Here is a 13,916-nt window from a genome sequence, read left to right as displayed (position 1 = left end):
GCCGGTTCCCTGATTCATCTGACCGGAGTTAATTTATGCGATCCATCTCCCCATTTGCCAAGGCAGCGGGCCTGGCATTGTCGGTTTCCCTGACGGCGGGTTGCGCCAGCAATATAGATAACACCCGTGGCGAGGCGACGGTGTATGAAGATGCCTCCACCACCGGCAAGGTCGGCGGCGTTGGTATTGAAAGCCAGGACATTGTCGCCGTTACCGACGAGATGATGCGGGACATGCTGGCCAACCCCATGCTGGCGGGTCGTGATGTCCCGCCGCGCATCATCATCGACAACGAATACCTGCGTAATGAAAGCTCATCGGTGGTCAACACCAACATGCTGACTGACCGCCTGCGAATTGAACTGAACCGCGCCGCCAACGGCCGCATGGTGTTTGTAGGCCGAGAATACGCGGGCATGGTCCAGAAGGAACGTGACCTGAAACGTGACGGCGCCGTCGATGGCGGCACCATTCGCGAAACCGCGGCCCAGGCCGGCGCCGACTACCGTATGGCGGGCCGCATCACCTCCCTGGACGCGGCGGACCGCAGCGATGGCACCCAGTCCCGCTACAGCCAGATCACCTTTGAAATGGTGGACCTGGAGCTGGGCACTATCGTCTGGAGCGGACTCTACGAAATGCGCAAGGCGGCCCGTGACGATGTGGTTTACCGTTAATCACCGCCCGGCTCTGCTGACCAGCGCGGTGCTCGCCGCAACGCTGGCCGGCTGTGCAACCGGGCCCAAAACTTACGACCGCGCCACCCTGTCCGACGGACAGCAACAGGTTGTGGCCAGCAAACCCGCCGTGGTGCAGGAGGATTTTCGCAATCTTTACCAGGAAGGCCGTCGCAACGAGGTTCTTAACCTGATGGAGATTGGCCTCAAAGCTTACCGGGCAGGCTACAGAGACGAGGCAAAAAAAGCGCTGAACCAGGCCAGAGTCGGCATCGAAAGCATCTACGCCGACGATGAAGCCGCCCGCAAGGCTCGCAGCGTCTGGTACGAGGAAGCCGAGAAGGACTTCAAAGGCGAACCCTACGAACGCTCAATGGTGTACCTGTACCTGGGCCTGATCTTTCTGGAAGAGGGCGACTATGGCAACGCGCGGGCCAGCTTTATCAGTGGCCTGTTGCAGGATGCCTTCGCCGAGGAGGAACAGAACAGCGCGGATTTCGCGGCACTGATCTATCTCGCCGGCTGGGCGGCTACCCAGATGGAAAGCAACAAACTCGCTGAACAGCATTTTGAGGAACTGAAGGCCTTCCGGCCTGACGCCCCCATTCCGTCGGAAGAGCACAACGCACTGCTGATCGTCGAAACCGGCAACTCCCCCCGCAAGCTGGGCGATGGCGTTGGCCACTACCAGCTGGTTTACCGCCGGGGCAAAAACTTCCGGGATGTGGGCGCGGAGCTGAAAACAGACAAAGGCTGGGAAACGGTTTACCCCATGGAAGACGTCTTTTTTCAAGCCTCAACCCGGGGCGGTCGCGCCATTGATCGCATTGTTGAAGGCCAGGTCCAGTACAAATCAACCACCCGTGATGTCGGCACCACTCTCAGCTCGGTGAGCCAGAACAACATGCTCGCCGGTGTCAGTGCCGCAACCGGGGGCGTGCTTGGAGCTGGCTTTGCGGCCATCAGCCTGGTCAGCGTTGCCGCCCAGGGTATGTCGGCGTCCGCCAATGTGCGCGCGGACATCCGTTACTGGGAAGCGTTGCCGGACACGCTCCACATCATGCCCATCACGGCCGAACCCGGCGAAAAAGTCACCGTACGTTTTCTGGACAAGAACGGCAATCCGATTCCCGGCATGACTCATACCACTGAATTCAACTTTGACGGCCGCGGCCGCGGACTGGCACTGGCCACGTCCCGCCGCCCCCTAGACTGGAAAGGAGACCTTTGAAATGAGAACACTGATCGCTATGACCGCAGCGGCAGGGCTGTTGGTTGCAGGATGCTCCTCGATACCCAGTGACTCCACCAAACTGACGGAACGTACCGCACCGGTTGAATACAACACAGTGGTCTTTACCGACTACGACCTGAGCCGGACCTGGGGAGGCGGCATTATGGGCAGCGGCAAGACCTATCGCCTGTCCGTTATCAATCACGGACGCCGTCGCACCGAAACCGGAACCACGGAAGTCTACGCGGTGCTGCGTAACCACACCGACCACGACTACCAGATCGAAGCCCGCACCCAGTTTTTCGATCAGGATGGCGTGCCGGTGGACGCCAGACCCACCTGGCAGCGTTCCACCATCCCGGCCAACAGCGTCAGCTCCTACAAAGAACTTTCAACCGGAACACAGCCACTACAGTACCGGGTAGAAGTCAGGGGGCTTGAATGATGAAACGATTTTTTGTCGCCGCCGCCTGTGTAGCCAGCCTGTACCCGCTTTCAGTGCATTCTGCTAACGATCACGCGGCCGCACCCATGAAAGCAGAACCCCAGAAGCCTCTGACGGAAGACGACCTGGTCAACGAGGCTAACGCATCGCAGCGTTCTGAATCGGCCCAGGCCATTCTGGACCGGTTCTCGAAGGGCATGGGGCAAACCGATCCCCGGATCGCGATTTTCTGGAATCGGACGTTCAATGATCAGGTCAGCGACTGGGCCAGCCGTCGCCGAGTGGTGGTTTCCAGCACCGGCAGCCTGCGCGGCGAGGTTCCCGAAGGCGATGTGAATCTGGACGGCGACTCCCGCTCTGCCGTGCAAAGCGAAACCCGCTCGGGCCGAAGCTCTGGCCCGGCGGCACCGGCCTTTGACCTGCAAAGCGGTTTTGTCTCCCAGCTGAACCGCGCCGGGGTCAAAGTTGTCGACCGCGATGCCATCATGCGCATTACCGACAACGCCCTGGAGGATGGCACCTTCGAACGCCTGTCACCGGACCAGGCGCGGCTGGAAATGCGCGCCCTGGACCAGCACGCGGATTACCTGCTGGTACTCAGCGAAGTGGCCTCCGATGACTTCCAGATCCGCGTTCTGAACGTCAAGGACGGCTCGGTCCGCACCATGGTCAGCTCCAACGGCATGCCGCCGGAGACCGAGGAAGACCGCCGCTGGATTGCCACGGATAACGGTTTCGAGAAACGCGAGAAGCGCGTGTCCATGCGGGATGTGGGGCAGGAATTGGCGCTGCAGACTCTGGCGGAATTATAAAATCCAAGTGCTTTCGAGAACAGCTATTATGTTTAACCGCTACATAAAGACCGCGGCATGTTTCTGTCTTACATTTACAATGATTTGGCTCTCTGGCTGCGCCACGCCAAATACAAAACTGCAAAATGCATTTATTGGCGAACAGGATATTGGGTTGGCAAGGCAAGCGCTTGCGGAAGGCGCTGACCCCAACATGGTTTTGTACGACGGCGTTCGTCCTCTACACAAAGCTTTCATCCCAGACAAAAAAGCCTTCATCCGGGGTACTGATAACGACGGCTTTAATAAAGACCTCTTCGAACTTCTCACCTCATACAATGCAAATTTATCCATTAGTCTCGTAGAAAAAGGCGACTTACCCGCGATTTTCTTCGCCAAAACCCTCGAATCCGTGGAGGCCCTCGTCTCCGCCGGCGCCGACGTCAAACAGCGAACCTCCAGTGGTGAGACGGTTCTTCACCATTCGGCATCAATGACGCCCGCTGCCGTGGAACGACTGATGGAATTGGGCGCTGATCCTCACCTTAAAGATAAGCGTGGCGTCTCCGCGATTGACGTCGTCATTTTCGTCCGTGACTCGTCAAAAGAGCGTCTGGGCCATCTCATCGAAAAAAATTCAGTCACCTTCGCGCAAAGCCAACGCAGACGTGCAATTCGTCTGGAGAGGATTCTGGCACTCATGGAATCGCGAGATTTCGACGAGACTCTTATAGCCAGAGAATACCCTCCTATCGATGACAATAGGCTGGAGCTGGCAAGCAAAAATATTATTCCGGACAGTTCAGGGAAGTTTCTGTCCCCCTATACCAGCGACGGAGTCACTGCAGAATGGGTCAATCAGGCAATTAACGCAGGAATAGGGGCCCAGATTGGCTCAACGACTGGTGCAGCTACCGCCGGATCCATCGCAAGAGAACTGGGGGAAAGCTTTGCAGTCGTGGCTGTCGTGAGCATGGCTGGCTCCGCGATTGGCGAGGCTATTGGACGCAGTGCCGCAATAGAAACCTCTGGGGGCTGGGAGCACATCAGAGAAACGTCCGACATGAGCTTTAACTCAATTGAGGATATGCGGCGCTATCTTGAATTGAGGCATGGTAATGACGAGAACTATGAAGATGTTTTTAATGCAACTTCAAAGATATATCCCGAACTCGCTGATTAATTCGTTACTCCGGAACTTCCCTACTTCCTTTCAGGTCAGAGGACAAATTGCTCATGGTACTCTCTTTTAAACATATTGATCAGCGAATCCTGCTGGCACTGCTGGTTGTCTCGGTTTTATTAACTTCCGGGTGTGCCACCCGCACTAACAATAAACTCCACAACGTTCTGATTGATGCGATTGTTTCGGATCCAGATCTCAATGCTGCGGAGCAGGCATTGAAAGAAGGTGCCGATCCTAACTCAACGAATTACAAAGGAGACCGGCCACTTTATGCAGCCTTTGGAAGCTCGGTCCTCTACAACGATTTCAACCAGAAGCTATTTGACTTGTTAGTATCCTATGGCGCCGACGTATCTTTGAGCCTCAAGGAAGGTGAGGACATGCCGGCCTTGTTCGCAGCAACTTCCTACCCGGCAGTCAAAGCCGTCCTTGATGCGGGTGGGGACATCAGCCAAAGAAACGCCAAGGGTGACACAGCACTCCATCATCCCGTTTTCTTTAAATCGCCCGCGGCCATCAGGTTATTAATAAACCGCGGAGCGGATCCAACCTTAATGAATGATAAAGGTCTGTCAGCGATAAAGGCTGTCACTATCAGACGGGATTCTAACAAACAGGCGTTAGCAGCTTCTGAGGGACATTCATTCCAGCAAGTAAACCATTATCGAAATGTTTCGATTCGGATGGAGAAGGTTCTTGCAGCCATGGAACGGCGCGATTTTGATGAGGAGCTCATCGCCAGGCAATATCCCCCAATTGACGACAACCGGTTGGAACAGGCCAGCGAGGCCGTCATCAATAACAATTCAGGGGAATATCTGTCGCCCTACACCAGTGACGGTGTCACCGCCGAGTGGGTTAACCAGGCCATCAACGCAGGGATCGGAGCCCAGGTGGGCACCGTCGCCGGGGCTGCCACGGCCAGTGTTGTTGCAGAACAATTTTCCGATAGTTTCGCGGCTATTGCACTGGTGGGTATGGCAGGCTCTGCAATCGGCGAGGCTATTGGCCGCCGGGCTGCGATAGAAGCTTCTGGCGGCTGGGAGCACATCAGAGCCACATCCGACATGAGCTTCAACTCACTTGCAGACATGGCCCGATACCTCAGGCTGAAGCACGGCAACGACAAGAATTTCAACGAGGTCTTCACCGCGACCAAGCAAGTGTATCCCGACCTCGTTAACTGATTAAACTTTGACGGATTCACCCAGCATCGCAGAAAGGCGCTCATCCTTGGCCCGCCACTGATCCGCCAGCCACTCCTTGACGTTTCTGCGATGCTCCGCATCCGTTGAGTAATCCCGCCCCTTCAGATGCTCCGGGATAGCAACGGTGTGAATCTCCATTTTCACTTCACTCACCCGACCGCAGATAAAATCCCAGAAGGTGGGCGCGCCACCCGGGTAGGCAATGGTGACGTCCACCAGGGTCTGGATAGAGTCACCCATGGCGTCCAGTACAAAGGCGACACCGCCAGCTTTGGGGGTGAGCAAATGAGTGTAGGGTGATTTTTGCTTGTCGTGCTTGGCCGGGGTAAAGCGCGTGCCTTCCACGAAGTTCATCACACTGACCGGAGTGTAGCGGAACTTTTCGCAGGCCCTGCGGGTAGCCTTGAGATCTTCACCACGCTTCTCCGGATGTTTGATCAGGTATTCCCGCGTGTAGCGTTTCATAAACGGGAAATCCAGCCCCCACCACGCCAGGCCGATGACCGGCACCCAGATCAGCTGTTGCTTCAGGAAGAACTTCAGGAACGGTGCCCTACGGTTGAAGACCCGCTGCATGGCGAAGATATCAACCCAGCTCTGATGATTGCTCAGCACCAGGTACCAGCTTTCCCGCTGCAGGTTCTCCGCGCCTTTCACATCCCAACGGGTACCATGGGTGAGTTTCATCCAGCCGGTGTTACAGGCCACCCAGGATTCTGAGATCCAGATGATGGCTCGGGTGCAGAGCACGCGGAAGCCCTGGTGGGGAACGATGAGTTTCAATAGCGCCGGAATGTAGAGCAGCAGGCACCAGAACAGTGTGTTGATTCCCAGCAGGATGGAATTGAGTACACCGATAACGGGAGCGGGCAGGAAGCTGAGCATGGTTGTCCTGTTTTGGTTGTTGTTTCCAAATGGGGAGCAATCATATCAATCAGAGACCGGATTGGGCAGTGGCCCGAAGTGACCGGTGTGCCCCATTTTTGTGACGGTGGTGCCATAGCTCAATTCAGAATGCGGCGGTAGCCTTCACGCAAACGCCAAGCATCAAAGTGAGTTTCGAATCCCACTATGGACATTCCCATGCCAAACCTCTTCAAATCCGCGGCTGACAAAGCGTCGGGACTCACCCGGCAAACGGCTCTTTATGCGGGCAATGCCTTTGACCGGGTATTCCGCGCCGCCAGCCTGGTGCAGGCGGGACAAACGCCGTTTGAAACACTGCACACCGATGGCCTGGTCAGTCTGCGGTATTATCCGCCGCTGGCGGAGGATTTTATCGAGCTGGATGGCGAAACCATCACGGTGGAACGCACCGCACACAAAACACCGATTGTCATAGTGCCGCCGCTGGCGGTGAATATGCTGATCTATGACCTGTTTCCCCAGCGCAGTCTGGTGCGTTTCCTGCGAGCGAAGGGATTTGAGGTGTACCTGATCGACTGGGGTATCCCGACCCGCGAGCACAGTCACTACAATCTGCACACCTACGTGGCGGAGTTGCTGCCAGCGTATCTGAACCGGGTGCGGGAACACAGCGGAGAGCAGGAATTGTCGCTGCATGGCTGGAGCATGGGCGGCATGTTTACGCTGTTCTACTCGGCTCTGAGCAAGGATCAGCACATCCGCAACGCCGTGGTTCTGGGTTTGCCCATCGATAGTCATGCGTCCGGTCTGATGGGTCTGATGTACCAGCGTGTCGCGGATGTGGCGGACTTTGTGCGAAAACGCACCGGTTTTCGCATCCACAATGTCAAACCCCACTGGTTCCACACACCGGGCTGGGCCAATACGATTGGTTTCAAGCTGACCAATCCGATTGGCAGCGTGATGGGTTACTGGGAGTTGATTGTACGACTGGGTGACCGGGAGTTCGTCAGTAACCACGCTACAACGTCGGCGTTTCTGGACCGGATGGTGGCTTACCCCGGCGGCATTATTCAGGACACCGTGGTGCGGATCTGGATCGACAATCAGCTGTCGAAGGGCGAGATTCAGATCGGTGAAGATGTTGCCCGCCTGGAGAATGTGAACGCCAACTTACTGGCCATCGCTGGTCAGGAGGACACTTTGGCCACACCCGGTGCGGCGAAGCGGGTGATGGATCACGTCAGCTCAGCCGACAGAACATTCCGGGTAGTGCCGGGGGGGCATATGGGCATTCTGGCCGGTAGCAAGGCACCTCGGGAAAGCTGGCTGGAATTGGCGGAATGGTTGGCCGAGCGATCTGACTGAGTTTTCATCAACCGGGCTGGCCGGCAGGGTGCTACTATTAAGGAAGGAAAAGCCGAAAGCACCCTGACCGAAAAGGAAGGAATCTATGCCCCCGAAGTCAGAGGAAACAAACACCGACGCTAGCCCTCAGGCCCAACGTAAACAACTCGTTGCCATTGCCCGCGACATTGTCCGTAATGACGGGATGGCCGCACTCAGTCTGGAGACTCTGGCGAAAAAGAGCAATACGCCACGGCCCACCGTCGAATACCTGTTCAAAGACAAACCCGGCCTGATCCGCGCGCTCTTCGAGGCCTGGGTGGAGGAGTGGCAACGACGGCTGATGGCCGCCCTGCCAGAGACACCGCCAGAGGCTATGCTGCGACAGGCCGCCCACATCTACCGTGAACTGGCCTGCTCTGATCGTGCCCTGTTCCTGGCCGCCAGCACCCCTATGGCCATTGAGGCCGACCTGTTCGGGGTCTTGTCCAGGTCGACCGCCTTCGAACTGTTTGCCAACTTCCTCAAGACGGGCATGGCGGAGCGCCGGTTCCGTGTCACCGCCGACCCCGATGCCACTGTCCGGACCCTCTGGGGAGCGGTGCATGGCGCCGTTCTGCTGGAAATTTGCAGCGGATACGACGAGCTGAGGGGCAAACGGATGCTGGATGAGAGTATCAGCCTGATGACGCGGGGGCTGCAGCGCTCAGGATGAAAAACTGCTGCGGGATAACAAAGAAATCAATTCGCCTTGGCGACGGGTATCCGTTTTACGGAAAAGGGCGTTCAAATGTGTTTTTACCGTTTCCCGGGAGCGACTGAGAGTATCTGCTATTTCCACCAGACTGTTACCACAGAGTAACGCTTCAGCAACTCGCAGTTCCGCTTCGGTTAACCCAAACAGAGTCTTAACCAGTTGGGTATTGAGCGCCGGCTGATGGTTCCAGTCATAAATGCTGATGAGCACCCCACCCCGCTCTGCGACACTGTCGTCTGCCCCTTGCAGGGCCGAGATAACCACCGTCAGGTTAATGTTGCGCCGTCGAACGTGGAAAACCCCATCTTCAATATCCCTGCCTTCAAGTGACGCGTTAACCGCCCGGGTCAGGAAACAGGAGAACTGATTGGCACCGGCCGGATCCTGATACGACACCACGCCACTTTTTTCATTGAGTTTAAACCCTACAGATTTTTCCAGTATTTCATCCGCCAGGGCATTCTTGAAGACCACCCGGTAGGTGGTATCAACTACCAGAAGGCCACGATCCACATGATTAAGAGCAAGCTGTTCGGCAGTTGGCTGCACCCCACCCCGTAGCATGCGGGTATACAGATCTACGGATCGAATAACGTGGGGTAAAAACCGGTTGAACAGACTCAACTCTTCCCGTGTAAAAGCCGGCTGGGCAGCAGACCGCTGCATACCAAAGAAGTTCATATAGTGACCGTCGAGAAAAGCGATCGCTCCGGCTGCCTCATCAGCACCGTAGCTTTCCAGCCACTCCTCGACCCGGGTTTCCTTGCGAATTCGTTTTATGTCCGGACCAAGATCCAGGTTACTGGCGACAAACCGCAGCTGCCCCTGTTTGCGCACTTCCAATGCCTTCTGAACCAGCACATCCCGATGAGATACATGCTCAGCGTAGAACTCAAAAGCCTCGTCGGGGATATTGAGAGTCCAGGCCCCCAAAAGAGAGTTTTCAAGGGTATCGTAAATGGAAAAACTCGCACTGTGCCCTTCAAACACCTCCACAAATTTTCGCAAAAAGGGAAAGAACCCCTGCTTATTGGTGATCCCATCATATAGCAGGCTGATCAGTTCATGATGATCCGATTCAAAGAAACACTCGCCCGCGTTTATGTCCAAAGGTCCACCTCTCCCGAATCAACCAAATGTCATCGACTCAGGTAATATAACGGTTATTGAACATACCAATTCCGGGATGGCCTGAACTGACTGGCATATTTAACAATGTTTTTCACTCTCTGGTCCCATATGGTCACTGCCCGGAACACGACCTGCAAGAAACGCAATGCCCCTCTCCCCCATACGGGGGAAGAATTCAGGTATCACTGTTTGCTACTTATCTAGGCTCCTGATCGCTATTCGGTCATTGATCGTAACGAGGAGCTCCCATGCACAATCTAAAAACACTGGCATTAATCGGTGCGCTGACTTCCACTGTGGCTATAACCGGTTGCAGTGGCGGTAGTGGCGGATCATCCGATTCGCAGACAGATGACACATCCGGTACCACGATAAGTGGATCCGCTTCAGCACCTGCAGGTGCGGTCGCTTATCTGGAACCTGCAAGTCCCTTTGACATCGCATTAAGTTTCATCATCTCACCCGTTGCCGCGGCGATTACTGGCCTCGAACCGGTAGGGGGAGCAACCGTTGAGCTGATCCGTGTGGATGATGATGGCAACCAGATCGGTGACGTTCTGGCCGAATCCGTCACCTCAACAACCGGGGACTACGAGTTGATACTGCCCCAGGGCGTCAATCTGGCGGGCAACCTGATTGTACGGATCACCGGAACCAACAACGCCCAAATGCGGGCCCAGGTGGTCGAGCAGGCCGTTGACATCAGCCCGGTATCCGAATTCGTGCTGCGCAAGTTTATTGAGCAAGGCACCGACCTGGACCAGCTTGTTGCCACCGACGTCGTTAAGCTGGGCGGCAAGGTCGAAGAGTTTGATCTCACCGCCGGGGCCAATCTGGACGAAATGCTCGCAGTTCTGGAAGCGGAAGTGGGCGAACTGGTGGAAAGCGAAATTGCGGTTATTTCTGCCGACCCGGGGGATATTTCCACAATTGCAGGAGCCTACGCCAACTCCGCGTTCGGCATCAGCATGGATGACAGCAATAGTAGCGGCTTTGGCACCCTGTTCGGCGAGATATGGGCCGCGCAAATTGAACTCTCCGATGGCGGGGATGGAACCGTCAGTATTACATTGGGAACCGAAGACTTGGCTGACGCGGGGCTGAACGGCTCCACTGTGGATTCCAGCGGTCTCTGGTACTTCGTTGGCAGTGAAACATTGAACGAGACGTTCCCCGCAACTTTTACAAACAGTGGCATCCTGTCTATTGAAGGCGAATTCGAAGAAGAAATTTACGACGACCACCCCGACCTGGGGCAGCGGCGACCGCCCCTGACCTTCAATTTCCAACAAGTCAGCGACAAAGGCCTGTTTTTCCTGCTTTCGCAGGAAGCAGCTGTTGAATATGGCACTGTCGACACGGATGGTGATGGCAATAAGGACGCATTGGACCCCAACGACCCCCGCGGCGATGAAGTCAATCGCGCCCTGGAAGTGCTGGCCCGCAAACCCAGCAACATGACTGCGGCGGACCTCAATGGCAACTTCGGCCGCGTCTATATCAGCAGCAATCTTGAAATGCTTGGCCCGGTCACACTCGCTACCGAAACCAACACCCTGTCGTTCAACGGCGACGGCACGTTTGAATATAACGCAGGCAGCGGCCACGAACTTTTACTGAGCGACACTGGTACCGCATACAGCGCACCGGAAGTCATTGCCGAGTCAAACCTCAGCATCACTGTCAGTTCTGATGGCGACATCACAGCAGCCGGAGGCTCTGCGTCGGACGGTTTCGTGAACGACACCTTCGACTTTATCGCCTTCGCGGAATCTGACGGCCAGAGCGACAATTTTGCCGACTTCGAAAAGACCCTGATGGTCAAGCTACCGACCAATGGCGTGAGCGTCAGCGGAAAGACCTACCGGGTCATGCTGATGTCCATGTACATGGACGGTGCCAGCAATGGCACCAGCGAATTTGAGCTGTTCGCCACCCAGTTCAACAGCTTCATTACCATGGACTCTGAAACCGCGGGCTCGTTTGGCGGCAAGATCTCGGCAGTTGCCAAGCAGGGGCTGGGCGGTAATCTGGAAGGCACCCGTGAGGAGGTGACCGGAGACATCACCGCCGCAATCGCCAACAATGGAGCCGCCACCATCGAACTTAACGACGGTAGCGGAGACGGCGTCAATGTGCTCGAAGGCTTCTTTAACGAAGACGCGAGTCTGGGCGTATTCACCGAGCACTGGCAGCCTAGTGACAGCAGTGATCCGGACGAACTGGGTATCGCCGTTCTTATCGAAGTGACCCGCTAATTTAGTAACCAAGGGATATTCACTGTCCCCTCTCAGCCCTACCGCGAACTGATGTCGCGGTAGGGCAAACTCCCACAATTGCCTCTCAAATTCCATCCATTAGGTAGCATTCATCCACTGGCGTTAGAGATGCTTTAGGGCCTCGCGTAACTCGGAGAGACTGTGTATTACCGCAGACGGTTCTATGCCCCAGTCTTCAAAGACTTTGCTGATATCTCTCTGCACCCAAACCGCTTTTAAACCGGCGGCTCGTGCGCCAATCACGTCCCAGGCATTACTCGATACCAGACACAACGGCTCGTCCCAGGCTCCCGTTGCCCTTCTGGCATAGGCATACACGGCAGGGTCGGGTTTGAAACTCTTGATATCATCAACGGAAACCAGGCCTTCGAACTGGTCCAGCAAATTGTTATAACCCAGCACTTTTTCCAGGGCGGGGTAGCTTCCGTTAGAGAATGCGAACAGCGGATAACGGCCTTTCAGTGCTTTCAGGGCAGGCAACGCATCATCAAACGCCGGCAGGGACAGATACGCGGCCATCAACTCATCCTCACGATCCCCGGCCAGCGGCAGTTGGTGAGTGGCCATGGCATACCGCAGGGCCTGACGAGTACAAACACCGAAGTCCTCATAGACCCGCATCAGGCCTTTGCGAAAGGAGAACTCCAGCTGCTTCTCCCGCCACAGGGCACTAACAGCCTGTGCGCTTTCGCCGGCGTCCTGCGCCAACAGCTCCGCCATGCCCATCGGGTCGACCAGTGTGCCGTATACGTCGAATGCGAGTCTGAGCGTCATGGTGCCTCCTGAAATTATTGAGCGATCACTCACCACACACTAGTTCAGGGATCCTACTTTGTGTATGCGACCAGGGTGTAAGTGGATTACACTGCGATCCATGAACGGCATCGATACATTAAACCTCGACACTCGCTCCCTGAGCACCTTTCTGACGGTGCTTGATGAGGGCAGTGTGTCCCGCGCGGCCATTCGTCTAGGGGTCAGCCAGTCGGCGGTGAGCCACACCCTGGACCGGTTACGCCAGGCACTCGGGGATCCGTTGTTTGTGAAATCCGGGCGCGGCATCACACCCACACAGTATGCACTGCGGGCGGGACCTCATATCCGGCAGATTCTGGATGACCTGCAGTCGCTGTCCAGCGGACCGCCGTTAACGCCCGCGACCGCGGAATTCACCTTCACCATCGCCGCCAACGATTATCAGCGTGATCTCCTGTTACCCGGGTTGGTCAGCACACTGCGGCGGGAGGCGCCAGGCATTCGGCTGCAGGTGATCCCTTCCGGTATTCCCACCGCCGATATGCTCCGCAAGGACGTCTGCGACCTGATCATCTCGCCCCACGCACCAGAGGCGACGGATATCATGCAACGGGGATTGATGGCGGACCGGATGGTGGTGTTCTACGATTCCGTCTATCGCGAGCCGCCCCAAGATATGGCGGAGTACCTCAAGGCCGATCATATCGCGCTACTTTTCGCCACCGGAGAGAAGCCCACCCTTGAAACCTCGCTGAACGCCCGCGGGCTGACCCGACGCAATGTGGTTACGGTGTCCAATTTCTCCGGTTTGCCGGAATTTCTGCGCGGTACCGATATGCTGGCCACCGCCCCGGAGCGCATGAGTAATCACTTACTCAGGGGCTTCGCCTGGGTTCCCCTGCCCTTTGACTTCAAACCTTTCACCCTGCTGATGCTGTGGCACCGCCGCAACCAGAACGACCCCGCCCACCGCTGGCTTCGCAACCAGGTGAATGCCGTGGCGGCGACGATGAACGGTCTTAACGATTAATCAATCGATTTTGTTCATACATCGTATGAAGTGTTGGGTCGTTATTCCCTAACGACTGGGGGCGTAAACTCTGTTGACTCTCAGTGAGCCGCAGGGAGCGGGGTGGGGTAAGGGGTCACAAACAGGAACCGTGGCTTCCTTGAACGTTTGTGACCCCTTACCCCACGCCACCCTCTGTTTGCTCATCCTCCGATTAGACCGGGAAACA

The 13,916-nt window shown here is 56.2% G+C and carries 13 protein-coding genes; 10 read left to right on the top strand and 3 right to left on the bottom strand.

Features of this window, described 5'->3' with window-relative positions; all coding sequences use genetic code 11:
- The first annotated feature begins 35 nt into the window (after positions 1-35).
- From Q0Y21_RS06270 to Q0Y21_RS06245, 6 genes are read left to right on the top strand one after another with little or no spacing between them, the layout of a single operon-like run.
- Entirely contained in the window at positions 36-677 is a 642-nt protein-coding gene (locus tag Q0Y21_RS06270) for a CsgG/HfaB family protein (protein WP_297792682.1), read from the top strand.
- The gene (locus Q0Y21_RS06265; protein WP_297792679.1) at positions 661-1,908 is read left to right on the top strand and encodes a hypothetical protein; all 1,248 of its coding nucleotides are present in this window, start codon (positions 661-663) and stop codon (positions 1,906-1,908) included. Before Q0Y21_RS06270 ends, Q0Y21_RS06265 begins: the two co-directional genes overlap by 17 nt.
- A 1-nt stretch (position 1,909) precedes the next feature.
- Positions 1,910-2,356 (top strand): YcfL family protein, encoded by a 447-nt coding sequence (locus Q0Y21_RS06260; protein WP_297792677.1) that lies wholly within the window; start codon positions 1,910-1,912, stop codon positions 2,354-2,356.
- Positions 2,353-3,168 carry a hypothetical protein gene (locus tag Q0Y21_RS06255; protein ID WP_297792674.1) on the top strand — a complete coding sequence of 272 codons (816 nt, stop codon included), beginning with the start codon at positions 2,353-2,355 and terminating at the stop codon, positions 3,166-3,168. The genes Q0Y21_RS06260 and Q0Y21_RS06255 overlap by 4 nt, the downstream gene beginning before the upstream one ends.
- Positions 3,169-3,196: 28 nt before the next feature.
- Entirely contained in the window at positions 3,197-4,330 is a 1,134-nt protein-coding gene (locus tag Q0Y21_RS06250; RefSeq protein ID WP_297792672.1) for a hypothetical protein, read from the top strand.
- Between the two features lie 53 nt (positions 4,331-4,383).
- Positions 4,384-5,520, top strand: coding sequence for an ankyrin repeat domain-containing protein (locus tag Q0Y21_RS06245; protein ID WP_297792670.1), 1,137 nt, complete (start codon positions 4,384-4,386; stop codon positions 5,518-5,520).
- On the opposite strand, the gene Q0Y21_RS06240 is transcribed toward Q0Y21_RS06245, so the two are convergent.
- The gene (locus Q0Y21_RS06240; protein WP_297792669.1) at positions 5,521-6,426 is read right to left on the bottom strand and encodes an acyltransferase; all 906 of its coding nucleotides are present in this window, start codon (positions 6,424-6,426) and stop codon (positions 5,521-5,523) included.
- A gap of 198 nt (positions 6,427-6,624) precedes the next feature.
- On the opposite strand from Q0Y21_RS06240, the gene Q0Y21_RS06235 reads away from it, so the two are divergent.
- Together Q0Y21_RS06235 and Q0Y21_RS06230 are read left to right on the top strand one after the other, a co-directional pair.
- The gene (locus Q0Y21_RS06235; protein WP_297792668.1) at positions 6,625-7,776 is read left to right on the top strand and encodes an alpha/beta fold hydrolase; all 1,152 of its coding nucleotides are present in this window, start codon (positions 6,625-6,627) and stop codon (positions 7,774-7,776) included.
- A gap of 85 nt (positions 7,777-7,861) precedes the next feature.
- The gene (locus Q0Y21_RS06230; protein ID WP_297792667.1) at positions 7,862-8,470 is read left to right on the top strand and encodes a WHG domain-containing protein; all 609 of its coding nucleotides are present in this window, start codon (positions 7,862-7,864) and stop codon (positions 8,468-8,470) included.
- Here the strand turns inward: Q0Y21_RS06230 and Q0Y21_RS06225 are convergent.
- On the bottom strand, positions 8,462-9,622 hold the full coding sequence (locus Q0Y21_RS06225; RefSeq protein ID WP_297792666.1) for a helix-turn-helix transcriptional regulator: 1,161 nt from the start codon (positions 9,620-9,622) through the stop codon (positions 8,462-8,464). The two genes, Q0Y21_RS06230 and Q0Y21_RS06225, sit on opposite strands and share 9 nt — an antisense overlap.
- 269 nt (positions 9,623-9,891) lie before the next feature.
- Here Q0Y21_RS06225 and Q0Y21_RS06220 point away from each other — a divergent pair, with 269 nt between their 5' ends.
- Entirely contained in the window at positions 9,892-11,901 is a 2,010-nt protein-coding gene (locus Q0Y21_RS06220) for a hypothetical protein (RefSeq protein ID WP_297792665.1), read from the top strand.
- A 123-nt stretch (positions 11,902-12,024) separates the two neighbouring features.
- Here the strand turns inward: Q0Y21_RS06220 and Q0Y21_RS06215 are convergent, their stop codons facing one another.
- Positions 12,025-12,696, bottom strand: coding sequence for a haloacid dehalogenase type II (locus tag Q0Y21_RS06215; protein ID WP_297792664.1), 672 nt, complete (start codon positions 12,694-12,696; stop codon positions 12,025-12,027).
- 100 nt (positions 12,697-12,796) lie between these two features.
- Here Q0Y21_RS06215 and Q0Y21_RS06210 point away from each other — a divergent pair, with 100 nt between their 5' ends.
- Positions 12,797-13,708 (top strand): LysR family transcriptional regulator, encoded by a 912-nt coding sequence (locus Q0Y21_RS06210; protein ID WP_297792663.1) that lies wholly within the window; start codon positions 12,797-12,799, stop codon positions 13,706-13,708.
- Positions 13,709-13,916: the final 208 nt, after the last annotated feature.

The organism is uncultured Marinobacter sp. (genome assembly GCF_947259545.1).
Taxonomy (GTDB): domain Bacteria; phylum Pseudomonadota; class Gammaproteobacteria; order Pseudomonadales; family Oleiphilaceae; genus Marinobacter.
Note: the sequence above shows the minus strand (reverse complement) of the source record. Positions and strands in the feature narration are given on the sequence as shown.

What these genes read in the sequence shown, in the direction of transcription:
- Q0Y21_RS06240 (WP_297792669.1), bottom strand. Translation starts at nt 6,426, where the DNA reads ATGCTCAGCTTCCTGCCCGCTCCCGTTATCGGTGTACTCAATTCCATC.
- Q0Y21_RS06210 (WP_297792663.1), top strand. Translation starts at nt 12,797, where the DNA reads ATGAACGGCATCGATACATTAAACCTCGACACTCGCTCCCTGAGCACC.
- Q0Y21_RS06255 (WP_297792674.1), top strand. Translation starts at nt 2,353, where the DNA reads ATGATGAAACGATTTTTTGTCGCCGCCGCCTGTGTAGCCAGCCTGTAC.
- Q0Y21_RS06270 (WP_297792682.1), top strand. Translation starts at nt 36, where the DNA reads ATGCGATCCATCTCCCCATTTGCCAAGGCAGCGGGCCTGGCATTGTCG.
- Q0Y21_RS06235 (WP_297792668.1), top strand. Translation starts at nt 6,625, where the DNA reads ATGCCAAACCTCTTCAAATCCGCGGCTGACAAAGCGTCGGGACTCACC.
- Q0Y21_RS06245 (WP_297792670.1), top strand. Translation starts at nt 4,384, where the DNA reads ATGGTACTCTCTTTTAAACATATTGATCAGCGAATCCTGCTGGCACTG.
- Q0Y21_RS06215 (WP_297792664.1), bottom strand. Translation starts at nt 12,696, where the DNA reads ATGACGCTCAGACTCGCATTCGACGTATACGGCACACTGGTCGACCCG.
- Q0Y21_RS06260 (WP_297792677.1), top strand. Translation starts at nt 1,910, where the DNA reads ATGAGAACACTGATCGCTATGACCGCAGCGGCAGGGCTGTTGGTTGCA.
- Q0Y21_RS06250 (WP_297792672.1), top strand. Translation starts at nt 3,197, where the DNA reads ATGTTTAACCGCTACATAAAGACCGCGGCATGTTTCTGTCTTACATTT.
- Q0Y21_RS06265 (WP_297792679.1), top strand. Translation starts at nt 661, where the DNA reads ATGTGGTTTACCGTTAATCACCGCCCGGCTCTGCTGACCAGCGCGGTG.
- Q0Y21_RS06230 (WP_297792667.1), top strand. Translation starts at nt 7,862, where the DNA reads ATGCCCCCGAAGTCAGAGGAAACAAACACCGACGCTAGCCCTCAGGCC.
- Q0Y21_RS06220 (WP_297792665.1), top strand. Translation starts at nt 9,892, where the DNA reads ATGCACAATCTAAAAACACTGGCATTAATCGGTGCGCTGACTTCCACT.